At 54.2% G+C, this 20,994-nt stretch carries 21 protein-coding genes and 5 pseudogenes; 16 read left to right on the top strand and 10 right to left on the bottom strand.

Features of this window, described 5'->3' with window-relative positions:
• Positions 1–8: 8 nt before the first annotated feature.
• From ACR0DY_RS12320 to ACR0DY_RS12340, 5 genes and pseudogenes are all read right to left on the bottom strand, one after another.
• Positions 9–389, bottom strand: a complete 381-nt coding sequence (locus ACR0DY_RS12320) for a transposase (RefSeq protein ID WP_480483584.1) — start codon at positions 387–389, stop codon at positions 9–11.
• Positions 389–1,033: an IS110 family transposase gene (locus tag ACR0DY_RS12325; protein WP_480546002.1), complete on the bottom strand. Its 645-nt coding sequence runs from the start codon at positions 1,031–1,033 to the stop codon at positions 389–391. Before ACR0DY_RS12325 ends, ACR0DY_RS12320 begins: the two co-directional genes overlap by 1 nt.
• Before the next feature lie 68 nt (positions 1,034–1,101).
• A pseudogene (locus tag ACR0DY_RS12330) lies at positions 1,102–1,334 on the bottom strand (IS6 family transposase); the annotation flags it as partial.
• A 530-nt stretch (positions 1,335–1,864) separates the two neighbouring features.
• A complete protein-coding gene (locus tag ACR0DY_RS12335; protein ID WP_480487952.1) occupies positions 1,865–2,974 on the bottom strand; it encodes a ParB/RepB/Spo0J family partition protein in 1,110 nt (369 codons plus the stop codon).
• On the bottom strand, positions 2,971–4,278 hold the full coding sequence (locus ACR0DY_RS12340; RefSeq protein WP_480483587.1) for an AAA family ATPase: 1,308 nt from the start codon (positions 4,276–4,278) through the stop codon (positions 2,971–2,973). The genes ACR0DY_RS12335 and ACR0DY_RS12340 overlap by 4 nt, the downstream gene beginning before the upstream one ends.
• 469 nt (positions 4,279–4,747) lie before the next feature.
• On the opposite strand from ACR0DY_RS12340, the gene ACR0DY_RS12345 reads away from it, so the two are divergent.
• Positions 4,748–5,431: a DnaA N-terminal domain-containing protein gene (locus tag ACR0DY_RS12345; protein WP_480898383.1), complete on the top strand. Its 684-nt coding sequence runs from the start codon at positions 4,748–4,750 to the stop codon at positions 5,429–5,431.
• A 261-nt stretch (positions 5,432–5,692) separates the two neighbouring features.
• Positions 5,693–6,161 (top strand): annotated as a pseudogene (locus tag ACR0DY_RS12350) (DDE-type integrase/transposase/recombinase).
• Between the two features lie 104 nt (positions 6,162–6,265).
• Here the strand turns inward: ACR0DY_RS12350 and ACR0DY_RS12355 are convergent.
• Genes ACR0DY_RS12355 through ACR0DY_RS12365 form a run of 3 tightly spaced genes read right to left on the bottom strand, consistent with a single transcriptional unit; the run spans position 6,266 to position 8,332 of the window.
• Complete coding sequence (locus ACR0DY_RS12355) at positions 6,266–6,889, bottom strand: class I SAM-dependent methyltransferase (RefSeq protein WP_480483589.1); 624 nt, start codon at positions 6,887–6,889, stop codon at positions 6,266–6,268.
• A gap of 9 nt (positions 6,890–6,898) precedes the next feature.
• Complete coding sequence (gene pssA / locus ACR0DY_RS12360) at positions 6,899–7,645, bottom strand: CDP-diacylglycerol--serine O-phosphatidyltransferase (RefSeq protein ID WP_480487950.1); 747 nt, start codon at positions 7,643–7,645, stop codon at positions 6,899–6,901.
• 12 nt (positions 7,646–7,657) lie between these two features.
• Positions 7,658–8,332 (bottom strand): phosphatidylserine decarboxylase, encoded by a 675-nt coding sequence (locus tag ACR0DY_RS12365; protein WP_480483591.1) that lies wholly within the window; start codon positions 8,330–8,332, stop codon positions 7,658–7,660.
• A gap of 476 nt (positions 8,333–8,808) precedes the next feature.
• Between ACR0DY_RS12365 and ACR0DY_RS12370 the strand changes: the two are divergent.
• Positions 8,809–9,012, top strand: a pseudogene (locus tag ACR0DY_RS12370) (transposase); the annotation flags it as partial.
• 83 nt (positions 9,013–9,095) lie between these two features.
• Positions 9,096–9,775 (top strand): annotated as a pseudogene (locus ACR0DY_RS12375) (IS6 family transposase); the annotation flags it as partial.
• A gap of 57 nt (positions 9,776–9,832) precedes the next feature.
• Here the strand turns inward: ACR0DY_RS12375 and ACR0DY_RS12380 are convergent.
• On the bottom strand, positions 9,833–10,543 hold the full coding sequence (locus ACR0DY_RS12380; protein ID WP_480483593.1) for a GntR family transcriptional regulator: 711 nt from the start codon (positions 10,541–10,543) through the stop codon (positions 9,833–9,835).
• A gap of 228 nt (positions 10,544–10,771) precedes the next feature.
• Between ACR0DY_RS12380 and ACR0DY_RS12385 the strand changes: the two genes are divergently transcribed.
• The 6 genes from ACR0DY_RS12385 (at position 10,772) to ACR0DY_RS12410 (ending at position 16,107) form a co-directional block, all read left to right on the top strand.
• Positions 10,772–11,959: an ABC transporter substrate-binding protein gene (locus tag ACR0DY_RS12385; protein ID WP_480483594.1), complete on the top strand. Its 1,188-nt coding sequence runs from the start codon at positions 10,772–10,774 to the stop codon at positions 11,957–11,959.
• A gap of 97 nt (positions 11,960–12,056) precedes the next feature.
• Positions 12,057–12,926 (top strand): branched-chain amino acid ABC transporter permease, encoded by an 870-nt coding sequence (locus ACR0DY_RS12390; RefSeq protein WP_480483595.1) that lies wholly within the window; start codon positions 12,057–12,059, stop codon positions 12,924–12,926.
• Between the two features lie 19 nt (positions 12,927–12,945).
• A complete protein-coding gene (locus ACR0DY_RS12395) occupies positions 12,946–13,917 on the top strand; it encodes a branched-chain amino acid ABC transporter permease (protein WP_480546035.1) in 972 nt (323 codons plus the stop codon).
• A complete protein-coding gene (locus tag ACR0DY_RS12400; protein WP_480546001.1) occupies positions 13,914–14,696 on the top strand; it encodes an ABC transporter ATP-binding protein in 783 nt (260 codons plus the stop codon). The genes ACR0DY_RS12395 and ACR0DY_RS12400 overlap by 4 nt, the downstream gene beginning before the upstream one ends.
• Positions 14,697–14,699: 3 nt before the next feature.
• Positions 14,700–15,422: an ABC transporter ATP-binding protein gene (locus tag ACR0DY_RS12405; RefSeq protein WP_480546000.1), complete on the top strand. Its 723-nt coding sequence runs from the start codon at positions 14,700–14,702 to the stop codon at positions 15,420–15,422.
• Between the two features lie 7 nt (positions 15,423–15,429).
• Entirely contained in the window at positions 15,430–16,107 is a 678-nt protein-coding gene (locus ACR0DY_RS12410; RefSeq protein WP_480545999.1) for an aspartate/glutamate racemase family protein, read from the top strand.
• Between the two features lie 364 nt (positions 16,108–16,471).
• On the opposite strand, the gene ACR0DY_RS12415 is transcribed toward ACR0DY_RS12410, so the two are convergent.
• Positions 16,472–16,849, bottom strand: a complete 378-nt coding sequence (locus tag ACR0DY_RS12415; RefSeq protein ID WP_480483599.1) for a winged helix-turn-helix transcriptional regulator — start codon at positions 16,847–16,849, stop codon at positions 16,472–16,474.
• A gap of 126 nt (positions 16,850–16,975) precedes the next feature.
• Here ACR0DY_RS12415 and ACR0DY_RS12420 point away from each other — a divergent pair, with 126 nt between their 5' ends.
• From ACR0DY_RS12420 to ACR0DY_RS12445, 6 genes and pseudogenes are all read left to right on the top strand, one after another.
• Entirely contained in the window at positions 16,976–17,887 is a 912-nt protein-coding gene (locus ACR0DY_RS12420) for a PLP-dependent cysteine synthase family protein (RefSeq protein WP_480483600.1), read from the top strand.
• Positions 17,888–18,208: 321 nt separating this feature from the next.
• Positions 18,209–18,574 carry a MerR family transcriptional regulator gene (locus ACR0DY_RS12425; RefSeq protein WP_480483601.1) on the top strand — a complete coding sequence of 122 codons (366 nt, stop codon included), beginning with the start codon at positions 18,209–18,211 and terminating at the stop codon, positions 18,572–18,574.
• Positions 18,571–19,281, top strand: a complete 711-nt coding sequence (locus tag ACR0DY_RS12430; protein WP_480483602.1) for a transporter substrate-binding domain-containing protein — start codon at positions 18,571–18,573, stop codon at positions 19,279–19,281. Before ACR0DY_RS12425 ends, ACR0DY_RS12430 begins: the two co-directional genes overlap by 4 nt.
• Before the next feature lie 197 nt (positions 19,282–19,478).
• Positions 19,479–19,841, top strand: a complete 363-nt coding sequence (locus ACR0DY_RS12435; protein WP_480898387.1) for a MerR family transcriptional regulator — start codon at positions 19,479–19,481, stop codon at positions 19,839–19,841.
• The gene (locus tag ACR0DY_RS12440; protein ID WP_480483604.1) at positions 19,838–20,437 is read left to right on the top strand and encodes a short chain dehydrogenase; all 600 of its coding nucleotides are present in this window, start codon (positions 19,838–19,840) and stop codon (positions 20,435–20,437) included. Before ACR0DY_RS12435 ends, ACR0DY_RS12440 begins: the two co-directional genes overlap by 4 nt.
• Before the next feature lie 270 nt (positions 20,438–20,707).
• Positions 20,708–20,839, top strand: a pseudogene (locus ACR0DY_RS12445) (IS481 family transposase); the annotation flags it as partial.
• Positions 20,840–20,994: the final 155 nt, after the last annotated feature.

Genomic DNA, 20,994 nt, shown 5'->3' on the forward strand with positions numbered 1-20,994 from the left:
TACGCTGATTATGCCTCCTTCATTTGAAAGGTTGATCCGTTTGTCCAGATGGCGTGCATAAGGACCGCAAGTTTTCTGGCTAAGGCGACAACCGCCTTCTTGTGACTGGTACGGGCTTTGAGAGCCCGAGCCCATCTCTGTAATTCAGATCCTTTGCCCGGTTTTACTCGGTTCAGTAAACTGCTGGCCGCTTCATAGAGCGTAGAACGCAGCATAGGATCGCCCCGTTTCGATATTCGCCCCCCATAGTCGATGTCCCCCGATTGGTAGCGCCGGGAAGTCAGCCCGAGATAGGCTCCGACCGATCTGGATTTCACAAACCGATGCGGGTTGTCGATTGTTGCCACAAAGGTCACAACGCTCACCGGGCCAACGCCAGGGATCGTCATCAAACGTTGCAGACTTCATCGTTTTTCGCATGGCGCGCCATTTCTTTACTCAGAGCTGCCGCTTGCCGCAGCGCGGTTGTGCGCAAGTCGAGCAAAGGCAGGATGATCTTGGATAAGATTGGCCGATCTTTCAGGATCGCGTGGACCCGTTCCTCGTATGTGTGCAGATGCCTTGGCAACCGCTGCCCGAAACTGGCCAAAAGACCGCGGATTGTGTTTTCGACATTCACGCGGGATTTCAATGCCACTTCCCGAGCTTTCAGCAATGCCCGCCGCTCCTGGGCGAGCCGGCTCTTAACCTCTACCTTCCGATAGAACCCCGTGCGCGCCAGCTCTGCTAACATGGCGGCATCATTGGCATCAGTCTTGTTGTGCATCTGGCTGAGAACAGCATGAGCCTGACGGGCGTCGATGCAAACAATCGGCAATCCCCGATCCGAGAGCTCAGTATAGAGCCAGTTCGCCATTCGACCGGTTTCGAGGACGACGCATTTGAGGGAACCAAGGTGTTTGCGCAGCACTTGGAAAATGACATCCGGTTCGGTGACTTTCTTCGCAGCAAACACCGGATCACCGTTCTCGTCGCATAAACAAATAGACGTCTCAGCTTTCGAAACATCCAATCCGACAAAACACTGTTCCATTTTACTCTCCTGTCTTTGTTCCGATGCCATCATGCACCGGCCAAGAGAGCTGCTGGTCAATTACTCAGAGTCTCGTCCATGCGCCAAGAGTTCGGCGTTGGGCGTTTCTTCAATTGCGATCTTACTGCGATCATCGGTGAATACCTCACGACCCACCTGATGAGAGCGGCATGGTCCACCTGAACGCCGCGTTCCGCCAGGATTTCTTCTAAGTCCCGATACGACACCGTGTAACGCAGGTAGAAGTACACAGCGTACAAAACTGCATCCTTGAGAAATGACAGCCGTTCAATGAGATCATGCTCAAACAACCTGTTCAAAACTATCCGACGAGTACAAACCGAGGATCACGCACGCGCGTCAACCAGACCCCAGAGGTTGCGACACATCTTTTTTGGGTGCCAAGCCAGAGCTGTTGGCATATATTGTAGTTTATGCAAGTCGCTAACACTACATATGCCTCAAATCACAACCGACTGATCTTCGACTGTAAACATCGCAACGATGCTTGTGCACTAGGTAAGTTTGACGTTCGGCGGGTCGGCGGGGTAAGCGCGACGCTCCCGGCGCCGCCTGTTTTCGACAGAACGGAGATACATGCCTAAGCAGATTATGTCCATAATCGATATGTTGAGAAACTTTATACTTGGCTTGACAGCAAGCTTTGATATGCCGGTTACCCCGTTCACGCCATGGCCCGCGCCCTCCGGTTCAGCTTGGACAGTGGATTTACCCGACAATGTCACTCAAGGCCCCTACCCTTTGCGCGGCAAAACAAAAAAGGCGCCGAAACCTTTCCGACGCCTTCACCTGACTTGCTAGTTCGTGATCTTACCCGTGGGTAAGATCATCTTCCTCGGGAAGCGCATCGAGCAGCGCGGCAATTGCTGCCTCCAGTTTGCTTCGATCAACGCGGGTAAAATCCAGATCATACCGCACCTCGATCCTTCCACTAGAAGCAGCACATTTCGCGATCCCTGCCCTGCCCGAAACCTGAAAAGTTGTTTTCGCGCGGCGTGGTTTACCTGCACTGGCGGCCTCCGTCTTCTTCGAGGACACAGCTTCTGGCTCACCTAGAAATGACCTCAGAATTGCGACTTCACGCGCGCCATCCCGATCAGGCTCACTCTTCAGTGCCTCGCTTACCTGGCGAACCAGACCTGGCGTCGCGTCAAATTTGCGCTTTAGCTCAACACCCACGTTTCGCGGAATGTCGTTCGGGTGGGTCAGAACTTTGTCCAACATCAGCAGCAAACTGGCAAAAGACCGGATATAGCTGCGCTTTGTGTAGCTGGCAGATTTGAACAGCGTGGACACCGCCTTGTCGACATCGGGACAGTCATTCGCAGGGTCTTCGGAATATGCACGGGCGAGGGCACCCATTTCCGCAAATGAGATATCCTTTCGGATCAGGTTCTCGTCGACCATACGCCGATAACTGTTGTCCAGATCACCCGCATCAGAAATCCCCGCTGGAATTCTGGCGTAGGTTTCATCACCGGTCTCATCGTACAAGGCTCGATAGGCAGACAAACGGCGCATACCCTGGATCAATTCATACAGCCCGTCCGACCTGCGCTCCAGGCGGATCGGGTTGGACAAGCCGACCTCCCTAATAGAGTCCTTAAGTTCATCCAGTTCTGGATCGGGACCGGGTTTGCGATCTCGTGTCAGCTTTTCCGTTACAACGTCGTTTAGCACCACTCGTTCTGTCACCAAACCTTCGGCTCTCAGCCGAACCAGTTCGTGTGCAAGACGATCGTTTTCTGCGCGAATGGATTGTTCCGTCGATTGCTGATCACGCAAAGCGTCGGCATTTTCCGAAATTGCAGCGGCCATTGGGCCACGTCGTTTTTCGAAAACTTTATCCGGCACCTTACCAACAGGAATGTCATCCATAGCCGGTAGATCAATATCGAACATTCTCCGCTTGCGGCTCATGCGTCATCCTCCACCTTGTCCCAGGCCGATAGCATTACGCCCCGGAATTCCTCATACACATTGTCGAAAGTTGAGCGGGCGCGCCGCCAGGTTTCGCGGGTCATTTCGCGGTAATCCATTTCGTAGACCGAGCTCAGAAAACGTCCAGACTGCTCCACCGCACGGGTCATTTCCACCGGGTGCTGTGCGACGTGCTCGCCAAATACCTTCTTAAAGGCATCAAACATCGCCAGATGCAGCGCATTGCCCGGTTCATACCGCGTCAACAGGAACCGCAACTCACAGAAGGTTTTGGGCAACCCAATCTTACCCGTGGGTAAGGTCTTGTCGAACCCATAAGCCAGGTCTTCCAACGCTTCTGCCAATTGGCCGATGAACGATGTGGTCGAGTCATATTCCCAATAGCCAGGGCCCGAAGGGATATAAAGCATGTCTGCGGCAAAGACCGCGTTCATAGACTGGTACCCGATTGCGGGCGGACAATCGAACAGGATAAGGTCATAGGCGTCATCCGGAATCTGATCCAGATACCGGGACACCGCCGCAAAGAAGGACCATTCGGGATTCAGGTGCCGGTACTGGGCCGACGCAAATTCAACAAAGGCTGCGTTCGCACAGGAAGGTATCGCATCGATCGTCGACCAGGAGGTCTTCTTGATGAAATCAGCAATTCGCAGATCGCCCAGGCCCATATCTGTTATCGCGGGCGGCAACTCCCGGCGGGGCAGGGCGGTTCCCGATTCTGCAGCGGCGGGGCGGTTATTCATGCGTTCTGTTTCACGAATGAGGTCACGCGCCATGATCCCCCAGACCGTATAATCTTCGGCCACATCCGTCAGCCCCATCGAATGGCTTAGTGTTGCCTGAGGGTCGAAATCCACCACAAGGACCCGATACCCATCCAGGGCGGCTGCATGGGCAAGATGCAGCGCCACGGTCGACTTTCCCGCGCCACCCTTGAAGTTTGCGACAGCCGCACGAATGGCGCGCTTGCCTTCAGGGCGAGGGGGCATCAGTGACTTGCGATTAATCTTGAGCCGTCGCCGAAGTTCGTTCACCTCTTCCAGGCTGAACCAGCGCTGACGCCCGTCGGGCTCAACTTCTCCACCAGGTAGGGAAGGATCGGCTGCAAGCTTTCCGCGAAAGGTTGACTGATTCACCCGGAAGATCAGTTCGGACACTTCCCAGCTGGAAAACCGGCGGAGCGTTTTCTCCATCTCAGGGCTAAAGGTCTGCTGGCGAATCCACCCCTGCAACTTGAGGGACTGATTGCGCAATGCGTTCAGGTCTTCGTGCGTGTACATGCCTCGGGTCTCTTAGTTTGGAACGTAAATTTCTGCTCGTTTCTTATTTACGCTTGATTTGCACTTTAAGCAAAAGAAATTATGATGAGAGTACGATCTTACCCACGGGTAAGAAAACAAGGCGCAAAAACACCCGAAGCGATTCGACCGCCCCAGGTGGAACAAAACGATCAAGACAGCCCTATCCAGCCAGTATTTAGGGGGACGGACCGAAGGAAATAACCACATATAGGGGGACACAAAGACCCAATAAGGGGACACACAGAATGACCCCCATCACCAATATTTCACCAAATTTCTTTTCGTTTTTTGAGTTTGATCTGCGCAAGATCACGCGATGTTCCAGTCTTGGCTTGACAGAATCGAAGCTTTGGACGCTAATTAGGCCAAGATGACGAAAAGCGTTGGCAAACGGCGCGAGATTGGCGGGACACACCCGCCAGAGGCAGACTGAGCGGTGAGAACGGATATGCAGCTTGCGAAACCGGTCGGGCGAAATGCGCCGGCTTTGAAATATGATATACTATCTGCTCTGACCGTTCATGCGCTGTCAGGCGACAAGCACCGACAACGAAGTATTTTGCGTATCATTGCGTTGATTACGACCCGGTATAACTGGCGCAACAACGAATTATCCATTGGGCGGGAAGAAATTTCGCGCCTGTGGGCAGTGAACGAAAGAACCGTAAAGCGCGAAATGTCCAGATTTCGCACATTAGGTTGGGTAACGGTAAAACGGCCCTCAGCGCGGGGTCGTGTAGCCGTGTACGAGATCGATCTGAAACAAATCCTGATTGACACCGAAGAGGTGTGGTCTGTTATCGGATCGGACTTTCAAGCCCGGATGACTGACGTGCCGGAACCCGAAACGAATGTCGTACCCTTTGCAACCAAACCCAGTGCCCCTGACAGCCCAGCTGGGGATGTGTGGTCGCAGGTACAGGCGATTCTACACGGTCGCGATCCGGAACTGTGGGCAAGCTGGTTTCAACATCTGTCCGAAGCTGAAAGGGCAGGGGGGCGTGTTGTCCTTATCGCACCGTCACGATTCATGGCCGATTATATTTCGCAGAAGTGGTCGGCGCGACTTCTGGCCGCCTACAGCCATATTGATCCCAGCATCAGGACGGTTCGCGTGGACGCAGCTGAGTAACTGTCTTCGGCCTTGTTGCCCAATTGTCGAACGTACGTGATCTCATGTTCGGTCCCATCGAGTAGTTTCCGAACAGTCTTCAAGAAGATCAGCAAAGGTCAATTCACGCCCATATTCCGTCTTTTTCAGCAGTTCAGCCAACTGGCTGGACAATCGTCCCTCCAGCTTCATGTATGCAGATCTCAGAGAAGTTTGCGAAAGAACCTAACTCGACGGTATTGCCAAGTTGTTCACGTTGAATGATCCAGCTATGTCGCGCCAATGAACATCCCAACGATCATGCCACTCCTGAAAAGTTTTCGCTTTTCTCGTGAGATCATTGCCTACGCGGTCTGGGCTTACCATCGCTTTGGGTTGAGCACAGCTGACGTTGAGGATCTGTTGGCTGCTCGGGCCGGTTGCCAAGTTTGGCGAACCCAGGGTCGTCATCACCGACAAATTGCGCAGCTATATCAAGCCGATCAAAATACTTGCACCAGAGGTTGACCATCATGCCCACAAAGGTCTGAATAACGCCATCGAAGTGTCGCACCGACCAACCCGCAAACGAGAAAAGATCATGGGCCGGTTCAAGTCTGACCTAAAGGCTCAGAGATTTCTGTCTGCGCATGACAAAATCAACCTGGTCTTCCGCCCCAGCCGCTATCAACTCACCGCAAACTCTTACCGCCACGCTCGTTCCGACGCGTTCAACCTCTGGGACGAGTACACTGCGGAAATGACCGCTTGATCCTGTCTTCGCCAATACCTCACATGCTCAGGTCATCAACTTGGCAATACCTGTCATTCTGCTCGGCTTCCTGTTTTAGTAGGCGCTAACTTTTCATTAGACCACTATGCAACCACTGACTTTCTCAAAACCAGAAAGGTCATCATCCCAATCGGTGGTAGGGCTCTTTGCTCTTCGACAGTTAGCGCTTGCTCTTGTAATACCGTGTCGATTTCGAAGTCAGAGTGCCAACCGATTGTGTTAGCAATTGGCGCAAACGCGCGTTCCAAGGTTGCCAGCAGACCTCGCTCTCGTTTGAAATGGTTCGTAATCACCACACTGCCGCCGGGTTTACAGACCCTCACAATTTCCGCCATTACCTTTTCCGGTTCTGGAACGACGGACAGCACATGCATCGCTGCAACCGTATCGAAATGGTTGTCTGGGAAATCAAGCGCGCGGGCATCCATTTGCCTTAGCTCCGCAACGTGGCTCAGGGATAAATCTCTTACCTTGCCGCGTGCTTTTTGCAGCATGTCCTCGCTGAAGTCGATTCCGGTCACCTGAGTCCTGGGTCCGTAATGTTCCAGTGACAGCCCGGTGCCCACGCCAACCTCCAGAACCTTGCCAGAACGTCTGTTGATATAGTCAACCGCATGCTGCCGCCCGACATTGGTGACGGCCCCAAACGTCTTGTCATAGACGGGTGCCCAGCGAGCGTAAGAGGTTTGAACGGCTTTGATGTCCATATCGTATCCTTAACGGTTAGAACGTGCTTCCCTGTCAATCCACGCCCAGGCGACCATTCCCACATATCCGACACAAAGCGCGATCAGCGTGGCCCAGGCAAAGGTCAGCAGCGCGGCGCCAACAACAGCGACACCGATGAGAAAAAACTTCGCGTTCTCGCGTGAAATCCGCGTGGTTTTAAAAGACCAGGTCGGTATGCGACTGATAAGCAAAAGACCAATGATCACGATGAAGAGGCAAATCAATATACTGGGCAGCGCGGGCGCATCCGCGAAAGCGAAGGACAGATACATTGGCAACATGACCAGCAGCGCCCCTGCAGGGGCTGGAACCCCCTCGAAATAAGCGCTGTCATGTTCGCAGGTCTCGGACTTGCTGCCCACATTGAACCGAGCAAGGCGCATAACGCAGCACACCGCAAAAAACAGCACGGCGAGCCATGCAGCACTGGGTACATCCTGCAAAGCCCAGAAATAGAGAACAAGCGGCGGGGCAACGCCGAAGTTCAAGAAATCCGCGAGCGAATCCAGTTCTGCCCCGATTTTGCTGTCACTGCTGAGCAAGCGCGCAATGCGCCCATCCAACCCATCCAGCACACAAGCGGCTATAATCAACTGCACCGCAAGCTCGTAGTTTCCCTGAACGCCAAATCTGATTGCCGACAGGCCCGCGCAAATGGCTGTTATTGTCAGTGCATTGGGCAGCAAATGAATCAGCGCAAACCCGGTCTCTTCCTGTTCGGATGGTTCTGTCACTGATCCAGCCACCTACTTTTCATTGGGTGTGTGCAAACTGGCAAGGATGGTTTCGCCGGCAATCATCGTTTGCCCGACACGCACCTGCGGCTCCACGCCATCTGGAAGATAAACATCCAGCCGGGATCCGAAACGGATCAATCCAAATCGCTCTCCGGTTTGAAGCGCGTTGCCAGATTTCACAAAGCAGACGATCCGTCTGGCCACTAGGCCGGCAATCTGGACCACGGCCAGGTCCTGACCATTCCTCATTCGAATACGCAGGCTGTTGCGCTCGTTATCGGCACTGGCCTTATCTAGGGATGCGTTGAAAAACTTGCCGGGGCGGTAGGCAACGGCGGTGATCTCACCTTCAATGGGCGCGCGGTTCACATGGCAATTAAAGACGCTCATGAATACACTGACACGAGTGAGGGGCGTGTTTGGCATCCCAAGCTCACTCGGCGGCACTGCCGCTTCGATTAGCGATACCACCCCATCCGCCGGGCTGACAATCAGGCCTTCCCCTGTCGGTGATACGCGTTCGGGGTCGCGAAAAAAATAGTAGCACCAGATCGTAAGGCCGACGCCAATCCAGCCCAGAATGTCGGACAGGAGAAACAGACCGACCGTGATGGCGGCAAAGATCGCGACAAACCGAATGCCTTCAGGGTGCATCGGTTTGATGAACGTATCGCGCATGCGCATCGCAAGCTTTCCCTAGGTCAATTGATGGCACTTTCATAAGTGGATTGCTGGGGAACGCAAGTGTAGCGGGTGCAGACGATTCATTATTTCAGATATCTGATCCAAAGGGCTTGATCGTCTGAATCTCCGCGCACTTCGGTAACTTCAGCTGGGTTGAGGCCAAATTCCGCAACCAAGTCTTCGACCTGACCCGATTGGAAGCTATCGAGGCTTCGTACAAGTCCGCCTTCTTCAAATGCGATCAATTCGTGAGATCTGCCGGACCACCGGACGATCCCGCCACAGAGCGTTCTAAGTTCCATATCGACCAGTTCTGCCACCGGGTCGGCAAAGAAATCGCTCCATTTGAGAAATCCTGTACGGTTCTGAAGGTGTAGAGGCCCCCGCTGGCCTCGGTGTGCCATTGTGGGTTTGCAAACAACCTGAATGGAGGCCTGCGCCAGTGCTTAGAAAGGCTGATCAGCATGTTGAACCAACTGGAGGGTCAGATCAAAGAACTGGATGCCGAGATTGCCTGCCGCGCGCGGTCAAATGAAACGGCACGCCGCCTTATGACGGTGCCTGGAATTGGTCCGCTCATCGCAACTGCGCTGGTGGCCCTCGCCCCGCCGCCGGAAACGTTCCCGCGAGGGCGCGACTTCGCCGCCTGGCTCGGGCTGGTTCCAAGACGGCATTCAACGGATCTGTTGCAAACATTTGGCTGTTGACGAGGTCAGATGCTGCGGGTGAATGACTTTCGGTATAATCAGTCGAAAGTTGGTTCATGATTTCTTTCAAAGGCGCGCAATATCCGAAGGACGTGATCCTGTTCGCGGTGTTTTTTTGTGTCCGATTCGGTGTGTCATACCGGGATCTGGAAGAAATCATGGCCGAGCGCGTTGTTTTAGTGGACCACGCCACGCTAAACCGATGGGTAACACGGTATTCTGGTGCGATCGCTGAGGCAGCACGTCGCCGCAAAGGACCTTGTGATCGTTCGTGGAGAATGGACGAAACTTACATCAAGGTGAAAGGCGCGTGGGTTTACCTCTATCGAGCTGTCGACAAGCACGGCAAGACCCTTGATTTTATGCTGTCTGAGCGGAGGAACCCTCCAGCGGCAGCCAGGTTCTTTGCCAAAGCGCTGTCTTCAAATGGAGTCGCGAGCAAGATCGTCATCGACAAAAGCGGAAACAACGCAGCGGGCATTCGAGAGGTGAACAAAATCTTTAATCGGTTTGGTTGCCTCGACAAAATTCAAACAGTCAGGTCAAGTATTTGAATAACCTGATCGAGCAGGATCACCGGTTTATCAAGCGTCGCGTGCGGCACATGTGCGGGTTCAAATCGTTCGGGTCCGCATCGGCTAGTCTGGACGGCATCGAGGTCGCAAACATGATCCGAAAGCAGCTGTTCCCCAACGCTACGACGTCGGGATTTCAGCTATTTGCAGAGATCGCAGGAAAGGTGTGTCCGGTTATTCGCTACTCTGGCCATTCCAAAAGTTTGCAACAGATCCAATTACATGCGCCCGGTGAGTATCTTGGCCAGATCGGGTTCAACCTTTTGGGTTTTTTCCAGATCCAGGCTGTTTTTAACGTGAAAAAGGTGGTGTTGGATGCTGTCTACCGCAGCTTGCGGGTCACCACTCGCGATCGCATTGATGATCGACGCGTGCTCATCATCGGGGCAAGATGAGTCCTTGTTGGTTCCGAACAGCGCCACGATCAGAGAAGACCGGGTCACCAGTTCCCTGACGACGCGAGTGAGTACTGCGTTGTTGTGGCATTTAGCTAACTCGACATGAAATTCACCAGAGAGCCTGATAATTTCTGTTTGGTCGTTCCTTGCCCTAGCCTCATCTTCTTTTTTGATATGAAGCCGCAACGCTTTGACCCCCGCGTTGCTAATTTCTCGCGTCAAATCCCGAACGATACCGGTTTCGATCATCAAGCGGGCCTCAAACACGTCTCGGGCTTCTTCGGGGCTTGGGCAAGCAATGAAGGCACCGCGGTTGGAATGAAGTTCAACAATGCCTTGGCTGCTCAATAACAACAATGCGCGGCGGACGCGCATTCGACCAACGCCAAAGGTCTCACATAAGGTTTGTTCGCTCAATTTGGTTCGTGGCGCCAGCTTTTGTTCCATTACCGCGGAATAAATTCGATCAACGATCAATTGCTCATCCGGATCAGATTGGACGGTGTCGAGTATTTGTTGTGCGTCTGTCATCTGGTTTCAATTCGACTGGAATTCTTGTGCGTTTTCTTAGACGCACGGCTTCTGACTGACAATATATTGAGTATTTGTTCACAATATCAACACTGTCATTCATTAAAAAATGTTGACATAGATTGTTAACAATGTTGAGCTTGGCAGCATCACCGGGATTCGACCTGTGACTCAATGACCTTTGCAAGCGCCCGAAAGAGGCGCCCAAACCTCAATAGGGAGGAAAAAATGAAACGCAGAAATCTGATGAAATCATCGGCGGCCCTGGCGCTGGCCATATCCGTTCTGGGCTCCACCGCCTGGGCGGAAAACCCGGTTCTCAAGATTGGCTTTGTTGGTGTGACTTCAGGTCCGGCAGCGGCCTGGGGCATCTCGAACCAGCGCTCGATGGAAGCACGCGCTGACTGGATCAATGAATCCGGCGGCTACAAGATCGGTGATACCACTTACGATATCGAAATCGTCTCGTTCGATGACCAGAAAGACCCCAAGCGCGCAATCGCGGGCATGGAGAAGATGGCACAGGAAGGCATCCACTATGTGGTTGGTCCGAATGTGGATGACGGCGCTGCCGCCGTGCGCCCTGTGGCCGAGGCTCAAGGGATCATGTATTTCCCATATGCCTTCCCGAAAGAGCTTTATACCGCTCCGGCGTCCAATGCGGTTTTGGGCATGGTTGCGAACTATCAATCCGGCCCGGCGATTTACGAATACCTGCGCGACGAAAAAGGCGTAAAGAGCGTGGCCTTTGTTGCTGCCAACGAGTCTGATCCGCTGAGCCAGCGGGATGGAGGGATCGCAGCGGCCAATGCGTTGGGTCTTGAAGTTGTGTCTGACAACGTGACGTATCAGGTGGACACGACAGATTTTACCCCGGTTCTGACGCCTGTAATGCGCACGCAGCCTGATTTGCTGGTTCTGTCCGGCGTCTCGCCGGCCAATGCACCTCAGTTGATCCGGTCTGCGCGCGAACTGGGGTATCAGGGCATCATCTCGACCGAAACCGCGCAGGATGCGACGGTTCTGCGCGAAGGTGCGGGCGATCTGGCCAACGGGTTCATCTCGGTCGGCGGTGCATCGACGCCTGAAATCGCATCGGACGACATGAAGGAATTCGTCAAGCGTTACACTGATATGTTCGGCGAATATAACGATGAATCGAATACCAAGGTCTATGCGCTGGAGTATATTCTGGCGACCTTGAACGCCAACCCGGCGGGCATTGACGACGTCAAGGCGTTCCAGACCACGATGGACACGTTCGAAGCACCGAACCCTTTCATGAAGGGCGACGCCGTGATGCGGTACGTCGGAACAACCTCCTTCGGACAAAAGCGTCAGATTGCGGTCCCGCTGGTAGTGAATGTTTACCAGGACGGAGAGTTTGAAACACTCTTTGTCGCTGAAGTCGACTGAGGCAGAACTCCCCAAGACAAGGCGAAAGCCTAACGAGCCACTCAAACTCCCGGGCTGATGATCGGCCCGGGAAACCCGAACCTAACGCGGGACTATCATGGAACAGATACTAGCAAACGGCATCTATCTGGGCGCGCAATATGCGATGATCGCCTTGGGTCTGACGCTGATCTTTGCCCTGATGAACGTACTGAATTTTGCTCACGGACAGATGTACGTTCTCGGCGGCTTTGTGACCTACACCTTCTACGGACAACTTGGCTGGCCTTTCATCCTTGCGCTGCTGGCGTCCTGTATCACTCTGGCCGTGCTCGGCGCACTGATAGAACGGTTTCTGTTCGCCCCAGTCATACGACGGTCATCGCGCGAAGAAAGCACAATGCTGTTGGCGGCGGGATTGGCGTTTCTGTTTGACGCGGTCATCCTGCTGGTCTTTGGAGAAAAACAGCGCGGTGTGCCCAAGATCGTCAACGGGGTTTTCAACTGGGATTTCAAGTTGATCATGCCATATGACCGTATTTTGATCTGCGTGCTGGCTATTTTGTCGATCGTCACTTTCATCCTGTTTATGCAGTATTCCAAAACCGGCCGCGCCCTGCGTGCGCTGGCGCAGGACAGAACCGCTGCCCAACTGATGGGAGTCAATGTTGCTCGCTACTCCATGATTGGATTTGCATTGGGCGCAATGCTGGCTGGTCTGGTCGGCGGTCTGCTCGTGACTATTACCGGCGTCAATCTGGGTATGGGCGGACCGACCTCAATCAAGGCTTTCATGATGGTCATGATCGGCGGCGCAGGTGTGATTTCCGGCGCAATCGCAGGCGGCATCATCCTTGGCTTCATGGAAGCCATCGGTTTAGCGGTGCTCTCGCAATATGGCGATATCACCTATCTGCTGATCTTCGTCTCGCTGATGATTTTCTTGGCCATCCGCCCGCAGGGCCTGATGGGCAAACCGTGGGGATAACGCAGTGCCAAAATTTTCAATGATCCAATGGGCCGGTGTGGCGGTCTTCCTGCTGGCCATCTTCATCGCGGTTCCCGGCTTTGTCGCCGCCTCCGGACGGTCTGACCTGTACTACACGCTGACCTCGGTAGCGCTGCTGTCGATCGCCAGTGCCGGTGTCTGGCTGACCTTCTATATCGGCCGCATTAACATAGGGCAGGGCGCCTTTGCCCTGATCGGAGCTTATGTCTCGGCCATTCTGGTGACCAAGGCTGGCATTTCGTTCTGGCTGTCCCTGCCGCTTGCGGGCCTCTTTGCAGCCGGTGTGGCGGTTCTGATCGGTCTGCCGATCCTGCGGCTGCGGGGCGTGTATTTTGCAATGATCTCGCTGGTGCTGACACAGGTCGTCACCCTGACTGCGCTGGCCCTGCCCGTCACCAATGGTGCCAAGGGCATCACTTCGATCCCGCTTCCGGGTGGGGTGTCGATCCTTGGTATCCCTCTGATACCCGATTTCGGAACGCTGGAGAACCCAAGGCTGGCCTTCTACTACACGGCCTGTGTTCTGATGGTCCTGACCTTTGCCGCCATGTACCGGCTGGTGAATTCGCGCCTTGGCCATCTTTGTCGCTCGATGCAGCAGAATGAGGAACTGGCCAGCTCCATCGGTGTGAACATCTCGTATATCCGGGTCATCGTCTTTGCCATCTCGTCCTTTCTGGGCGGCATTGGCGGCGCGATGTTCGGATCGATTGCGCAATCGGTTTATCCGTCCAGCTTTCAGGTCGCCGACAGTGTGAACTTCATGCTGAATTGCTTCCTCGGTGGTCTGGGATATGTGTTTGGCCCGATGTTGGGCACGCTGGTCCTGTATTTTGGCTGGGACCTGTTGTTCGAATTGGGTCGCTTCCAACTGCTGGCCTATTCCAGCTTGCTGATCATCCTGATGCTGTTCCTGCCCAACGGGCTGCTTAGCCTGCGTCTGCCCGGCAAGAAAGGAGAGGACAAATGAGCCATCTTCTGGAAGTCCGCCACGTCACCAGGAAATTCGGTGGCCTAACCGCGAACAGCAACATCTCGTTCAACGTCAATGAGAACGAGATCCTGTCGGTGATCGGACCGAACGGTGCGGGTAAAAGCACGCTGTTCAAGATGATTTCGTCCTTTCTGCCGACCACGACCGGAGAGGTGCTGTTCAAGGGTGAGAGGATTTCAAACCTGAAACCGCACGCAGTGGCGCGTAAAGGCGTTGTCCGTACGTTTCAGGAAACGACGATCTTCAAATCCATGACAGTGCGCGAAAGCATCATCGTCGCGCAGCACTTACGGGCCCGTGCCTCGCTGGCCGGGTATTTCTGGGGCACAAAAACGGCGCATGAGGATGTCGACAGTTTCGGGCAATATGCCGACGATCTGATCGATTTCCTCGGAATGACCGAGATCGCCAACGAACAGGCCTCAAACCTGCCACAGGGAAACCTGCGGGCGTTGGGGATCGCGATTGGTCTGGCAACAGATCCCAAGGTGTTGCTGCTGGATGAACCCTTCGCCGGGATGAACCATGACGAGACCATGAAAATGGTCAATCTGGTGCGCAAGGTGCGGGATGACCGGGGGGTGACCGTTCTACTGGTAGAACATGACATGCCTGCGGTGATGAATATCTCGGACCGGATCGTCGTGCTGAACTTCGGTGAGATGATCGCCGAGGGCACACCGGTAGAAATCCAGAACAACGAAAAAGTTATCGAAGCCTATCTGGGCAGCGCCGACGACGAGATTGGGATCTGAGCCATGACCAAGATGTTAGATTTCAAGGACGTCGAGCTCTACTACGATCACGTCTATGCCCTTAAAGGGGTATCAATTGATCTTGAGCAAGGCGAAACAGTTGCTCTGATCGGCGCCAATGGGGCAGGCAAAAGCTCGATCCTGCGGGCGATTACCGGGCTGGCGAAAATCAAATCCGGATCGGTGGCGTTTGAAGGTGAAGATATCGCCGGAACCAACCCGGCCGAGATTGTCTCGAAAGGCATCGCAATGGTTCCAGAAGGGCGGCGCGTCTTCCCGTACATGTCGGTAAAAGACAATCTTCTGATGGGGGCGTTTACCCGCTCAGACAAAGCGGATGTTCAACGCACTCTGGATTCGGTTCTGGAACGGTTTCCGCGACTGAAAGAGCGCTACAGCCAGTCGGCAGGAACCTTGTCGGGTGGCGAGCAGCAGATGATGGTGATCGGGCGCGCTCTGATGGCTAAGCCACGCCTGCTGTTGCTGGATGAGCCGTCGTTGGGAATTGCGCCCAAACTGGTGCAGGACATTGCGCGGTCTATTGTGGCTATCAACCGGGACGAAGGTGTGTCTGTACTGCTGGTGGAACAGAACTCGCGCATGGCGCTTTCGATTTCGCACCGTGCCTATGCACTAACCACTGGAAATGTGGTGATCTCGGGCAATTCCAAAGAGCTGTTGACCGATCCCCGGATCAAAGCTGCCTATCTGGGCGGAGAAATGTGAGGACGTTGTGAAACTTCTAGTCGTCAATCCCAACACCACCAGTTCCATGACGCGAAAGATAGAAGAGGCAGCGCGGGCGGCTGTGCATCCTGAAACCATGATTATTGCTGCCACTTCGCAAGACGGTCCCGCCAGCATACAGGGCTATCTGGATGTCTCTACTTGTGTTCCGGGCTTGTTGGATGTGGTCAAGCAGCATCCGGATGTGGATGGCATCGTAGTGGCCTGTTTCGATGACACAGGCGTCGACGCTGTACGTTGCATCACCTCGGCTCCGGTCGTTGGTGTTGGTGAGGCCGCCTATCACGCGGCCTCCATGATCAGTCCAAAATTCAGCGTCATTACTACGCTGTCCCGATCTCTGGCTGGGTTGGAAACCAATTTGTTGAAATATGGCCTGGATCGCAGATGCGCCCGCGTTCGGGCATCGGACGTGCCGGTTCTGAAGCTTGAGGAAAATGATCCGGCGACAATAGATAAGATACGGGCTGAAATTCGCGCCGCCATTGACGAGGACAAAGCTGAAGCCATCGTTCTGGGTTGTGCCGGAATGACAGACTTGATGTCACAATTATCCGAGGAGTTTGGTTTACCAGTTGTTGATGGTGTTGCCTGTGCCGTCACCTTTGCCGAAGCCTTGGTCAAATCCAGATTGACGACGTCGAAGCTGTGTTCTTACGCCTAGCCGGGGTCTTCGACTGGCTCTCTACGGCTAACTATTCCACCACTTTTGGGCAAATTCAGAGTTTTTCAACACTATCAGCCGGGCCTCATCGTCAGCTAATACAATCTGCCGCTTTCCGGCTGACCGTATTCCTCGATGAAGTCCGCCATCACAGTGCTCCAAGCCTCATGTCCACAACATCGTCTAAGTGTTCCAGGAGGACCGTCAGCAGATAGTTGTTGCCGAAACGCCATTCGCTGGTCAGATCGCGAAGCCGTTGGTATTCTGCTTCGGACATGCCGAGGATGTGTCGCAAACTCTGGGATCTAGTTGACGCGCATGCTCCCAGGTCTGCTACGAACCCAGGACGAACGTGTCTGGAAACTCAGACCGATGTTCCAGCCACTGTCTTGCCAAGCGTTGGGTCGAACAGTCCTCCCCCTAAGTGCAAGTGCCCCCAGTTCATGATCCCCAACAAGGTTGGCTCTAACGCTCGCCCCCGGTCGGTAAGCATGTAACGATAGCGCACAGGCCTGACCTGATAGGCCTCCCGCTCCACAAGCCCCCACTCCATCAACCGCTTTAGTCGTTGAGACAGAAGGTTTGGGGGCAGGTGTTCCTCACTGTTCTGCAATTCCTGGAATGTATGTTTTCCGTGCCACAACAGGTCTCGCACCACCAGCAGGGTCCATTTGTCACCAAGGATCTCAAGGCTGCGCGCAATCGAGCATCGGGAACGAAACTCATGCTCTGTTTGGGTCATTCCGTCCTCATGTTAGCTGTCAATTTGTTGAACTTAGTGCAGTTACTTAAAAAATGGAAGTTTGACTCGGATTGTGACTTAATTTATGGAAGCCGCTGGTGATGACAGTCCGCGAAAGGCTCCAAAATGACCACCATCGGCAATACCCCACTCATCAAACTGTCCCATCTGACAGGACCCGATCACGCCGACATCTATGTGAAGTGGGAAGGGGCCAACCCAACGGGCAGTATGAAAGACCGCATGGCCTTGTCGATGATCGAAGGGGCCGAACGGCGCGGAGAGTTGAAGCCCGGTGGGCGCGTTGTCGAGTACACTGGTGGCAGCACCGGAAGCTCGCTGGCGATGGTCTGTGCCACTCGCGGGTATAAGGCCCACTTTGTGTCTTCAAACGGGTTCTCCGAGGAAAAGCTACAAACGATGAGAGCGTTCGGCGCGGAAGTGGAAATTGTCCACGCTGAGGGCGGCGTGCTGACTGCGGATGTACTCGACCGGATGATCGTGCGCGCAAAAGAACTGGCCGGTGAACCAGGCACGTTTTGGCCGGATCAGGTGAACAACATAGATAACAAGCTGGGGTATCACGATATGGCTCAGGAAATTCTGAGCCAAGTAAACACTCCCGTACATGCCTTCGTCATGGCTGCGGGCGGTGGCGGTTGCATTTCGGGCAATGCTGAGGTCTTGAAGACGCACAATCCCAACACCGAAATTGTCGCCGTGGAGCCCAACTACGTGCGCAACCTCTCAGGAGGTGACACCAGTGGTACGCACAAGCTCGAGGGGATAGGCTTATCCTTCGTGCCGAAGATCCTGCGCAGGGACCTCATTGATGATGTTATTCCAGTGAAGGATGAAGACGCCTATTGGGGGGCCCGGGCGCTCGCTGGCCAGGAAGGTTTGCTTGGCGGTGTGACGTCAGGTGCAAACATCTGGGCGGCCCTGAAAAAGGCCAAGGAACTTGGACCGGGCAAAACCGTAGTGACCGTGATCATCGACACCGGTCTGCGATACTTGAACGGAGACTTGCATCGGTAGTGGATCTCAAACACGAATTGTCGATGCCAGCTTTGTTCGCGCTGCTGACCTTGCGGTGATCTTACCTTTCGTGCCTGCAGCGAATGTCTGAATTTCGGGCAGCGACCGTAGAGTATGGGGTTGCGCTGAGAGATTGGTTTGGGCCGTCCTCGATGGCTCCACAGATCTCTCTTAATTCAGATGCTGCTCCGCCTTCGATGACCGCCCAGAGCCCAGTTTGACAGATACCGCACTCTGCACGAATGCCAGCTTTTCAAAAGTCGCTATTGACTTAGAGTGGCTCTAACTCGCTACCCAGAGATCAGAGGAACATTTGCGAAGATGAGAATTGCTGAAGCGGCGGAAGCCTGTGGGCTATCCGCACATACTATAAGGTTCTACGAGAAGTCGGGAATGCTGCCAGAGATCGAGCGTGGCACCGATGGACATCGTCGGTTTACGCCTCGTTTGGTCGAGTGGCTGACTCTGCTCTATTGGCTGCGCGAAACCGGCATGCCACTCAAGCAAATGCGTCGGTTTACGACTCTTGCCAAAGCGGGCGATGCAGGTATCGAAGAACGGCGACAAATCCTGTTGGGCCACGCGTCAACGCTAAAAGCCAAACGCGCTACTCTCGAAAAATGCGAAAGTATCCTCGCCATCAAGATCGCCAGCTATGGCCCGGACACCAAAGAGGATGACCCATGAAGTTTGCCTACCTGATCGAACCGCCGTTCAACTACATCGATGCAACAGGCCTCGTCACCGGCTGTGACGTTGAGCTCGCGCGGTATGTAATGGCGCAACTTGGCATTGCCGGTTTTGAAATGGTAGAAACGGAATTTGCTGAACTCTTGCCCGGGGTCGGGGATGGCCGATGGCGCATGACGACCGGTCTTTTTGGAACGGAAGAACGCAGGAAGAGCGCATTGTTCAGCCGCCCGATCTGGGCGCAACCCGACGGGCTCCTGGTGGCTGGGGGCAATCAGATGGGTTTGAGCGGATATCGATCGGTTGCCGACAATTCTGATATCCGTTTGGCGGTTATCCGGGACCAGTTTCAGCATCGCTCGGCGATTGAATTTGGCGTCAGCGCAGAGCGCATCATGATTTTCGAAACATATGTCGAGGCCGCACAAGCTGTTTGTGAAGGCACCGCCGATGCCTATGCCAGCGTGGGCCGAGCGCATGGTGGATTTATCGAGCAGAACCCGGAATGGGATCTGGAGCTGATCCTTGTGCCAAACTCAGAAAAACCTCCTGCGTTCGGGTCATTCGCGTTTGGTTTGAACGACACAAACCTGCGGAACGAAGTCGACGCAGTTCTTTCGCAATTCCTTGGGACCGATGCCCATCGGAACATGGTCGCTTCTTTTGGATTCTCGGCTGCCGAAGTTGATATGGTGGCTGCCTGATACGTCGAAAGCTGACCTTGGCCGCGGCGCGCCAAGTCCTGTCTGTCCGCATCGATACTGCCCAAGCGCTTTGCAGCGAGCCAGAGTGGCCGAAGCTGCGCGATGCGAGAATGGCGGCTTTTGAGAGTTTCTGCAGAAGTTGCTTGACCTGAAGTAGCTTCAGGTAGGTAGGGACTTGGGCGAGAGGATCAGATCGCATGATGATTTCAGAAGTTGCAGAACGCACCGGACTCAGCGCTTCAACAATTCGTTTCTATGAGAAATCGGGGTTGTGTCCATTCGTCCAACGCGGCGCGGATGGCAAGCGCAAATTCTCGAAGGCAGATGCCGATTGGTTAGAGTTACTGGCGTCCCTTCGTTCGACAGGTATGCCTTTGGCAGAAATGCGGGCTTTTGCGGAGCTTTACGCATCCGGCGACGGCAAAGTCCCTGAGCGCAAAGCTGCCCTTTTGGCACATAGCCGCCGCCTGGAAGATCGACAGGCCGATCTGAACCGATGCCGCGTGATCCTAAATCGAAAACTGAAACGCTATGATGAGATATTGAAGGATCAGGCATGAGAATTATCGTAGTCGGAGCAGGTGGTGATATTGGACAAGCTGCCTGCAAGGAGCTTCGGCAAAGGCATGAAATCGTCACAGTGGGACGTTCAAGTGGGGACCATCGGGTCGATTCAAGTGACTTAAACGCGGTGAAATCACTGTATGAAAGCCTCGGCAATTTCGATGCTGTGGTGTCCTGTGCAGGCGACGCGACCTTTGCCCCGTTGCCGCAGATGACCCAAGTGACCTTCATGGTGGGTCTTCAGCAAAAGGTTATGGCGCAAGTGAACCTTGTCCTGGCTGGGCTGGACGTCATTTCGGATGCAGGTTCCTTCACTCTGACAAGCGGTGTTCTTGATCGCGATCCGATCAGAATGGGTTCAAATGCGGCAACCGCTAACGGAGCATTGGCAGGCTTCGTAAAGAGCGCTGCAATCGAGATGCCGCGCGGGTTGAGAGTCAATGTTGTCAGTCCGGGCATGTTGGACGTGTCCGCGCCACGTTACGGCGCATGGTTTCACGGCCACAAACCGGTTTCATCCCATCATGTTGGATTGGCATATGCGAAATGTGTCGAGGGTGCTCTCACAGGGCAGGTGGTGATCGTTGACTAGAAACCCGTCGTGCGACCGGACGTTGGTGCAACCGCAGCGAAATAGGATTCTCGTCCGCGACTCGTAAATTGGGTGTCCGAAAATTGCTGCGCAGTCGATGAATGGCCGGTCTCCGCGCTGCACCGCGGCGCCGAAATTTCCGTCCCTGCGGCATACAGGTGCTGTGAGCGCGCGCAACACGAAATCGCTCAGAGTGTCATTTCGCCCCGTCCCGCAATGGCGTCATTGTTTTCTTAGCGTTGGATTCCACACTCTTCCGCAATTGACCCCTACAACTTTGCCCTCAGACTGAAGACGCTCAGCGGTCTCGCACCATATGAATACATCTGCAAAATCTGGACATCAAAACCAGATCGATCCATCCTAAATCCAATCCACCAGATGCCGAAACTGAACACCTAACCCCGGCCGATGTCTACTTCGGACGCGGGCAGACCATACTAAGACAACGAGGAAGGACCAAACAAAAGACAATCGAAACCCGGCGCTTGCTCCACCTCGAATCCGCCGCATAATCAAAACAACCAGGTGAGCCTGATCCTCTCTTAGTTCAGGCG

This window comes from Ruegeria sp. O6 (genome assembly GCF_056535045.1).

Bases quoted from the DNA above. Each gene is read 5' to 3' on its own strand.
- ACR0DY_RS12320 (WP_480483584.1), bottom strand. From the start codon at position 389: ATGACGATCCCTGGCGTTGGCCCGGTGAGCGTTGTGACCTTTGTGGCA.
- ACR0DY_RS12325 (WP_480546002.1), bottom strand. From the start codon at position 1,033: ATGGAACAGTGTTTTGTCGGATTGGATGTTTCGAAAGCTGAGACGTCT.
- ACR0DY_RS12335 (WP_480487952.1), bottom strand. From the start codon at position 2,974: ATGAGCCGCAAGCGGAGAATGTTCGATATTGATCTACCGGCTATGGAT.
- ACR0DY_RS12340 (WP_480483587.1), bottom strand. From the start codon at position 4,278: ATGTACACGCACGAAGACCTGAACGCATTGCGCAATCAGTCCCTCAAG.
- ACR0DY_RS12345 (WP_480898383.1), top strand. From the start codon at position 4,748: ATGCAGCTTGCGAAACCGGTCGGGCGAAATGCGCCGGCTTTGAAATAT.
- ACR0DY_RS12355 (WP_480483589.1), bottom strand. From the start codon at position 6,889: ATGGACATCAAAGCCGTTCAAACCTCTTACGCTCGCTGGGCACCCGTC.
- ACR0DY_RS12365 (WP_480483591.1), bottom strand. From the start codon at position 8,332: ATGCGCATGCGCGATACGTTCATCAAACCGATGCACCCTGAAGGCATT.
- ACR0DY_RS12380 (WP_480483593.1), bottom strand. From the start codon at position 10,543: ATGACAGACGCACAACAAATACTCGACACCGTCCAATCTGATCCGGAT.
- ACR0DY_RS12385 (WP_480483594.1), top strand. From the start codon at position 10,772: ATGAAACGCAGAAATCTGATGAAATCATCGGCGGCCCTGGCGCTGGCC.
- ACR0DY_RS12390 (WP_480483595.1), top strand. From the start codon at position 12,057: ATGGAACAGATACTAGCAAACGGCATCTATCTGGGCGCGCAATATGCG.
- ACR0DY_RS12395 (WP_480546035.1), top strand. From the start codon at position 12,946: ATGATCCAATGGGCCGGTGTGGCGGTCTTCCTGCTGGCCATCTTCATC.
- ACR0DY_RS12400 (WP_480546001.1), top strand. From the start codon at position 13,914: ATGAGCCATCTTCTGGAAGTCCGCCACGTCACCAGGAAATTCGGTGGC.
- ACR0DY_RS12405 (WP_480546000.1), top strand. From the start codon at position 14,700: ATGACCAAGATGTTAGATTTCAAGGACGTCGAGCTCTACTACGATCAC.
- ACR0DY_RS12415 (WP_480483599.1), bottom strand. From the start codon at position 16,849: ATGACCCAAACAGAGCATGAGTTTCGTTCCCGATGCTCGATTGCGCGC.
- ACR0DY_RS12420 (WP_480483600.1), top strand. From the start codon at position 16,976: ATGACCACCATCGGCAATACCCCACTCATCAAACTGTCCCATCTGACA.
- ACR0DY_RS12425 (WP_480483601.1), top strand. From the start codon at position 18,209: ATGAGAATTGCTGAAGCGGCGGAAGCCTGTGGGCTATCCGCACATACT.
- ACR0DY_RS12430 (WP_480483602.1), top strand. From the start codon at position 18,571: ATGAAGTTTGCCTACCTGATCGAACCGCCGTTCAACTACATCGATGCA.
- ACR0DY_RS12435 (WP_480898387.1), top strand. From the start codon at position 19,479: ATGATGATTTCAGAAGTTGCAGAACGCACCGGACTCAGCGCTTCAACA.
- ACR0DY_RS12440 (WP_480483604.1), top strand. From the start codon at position 19,838: ATGAGAATTATCGTAGTCGGAGCAGGTGGTGATATTGGACAAGCTGCC.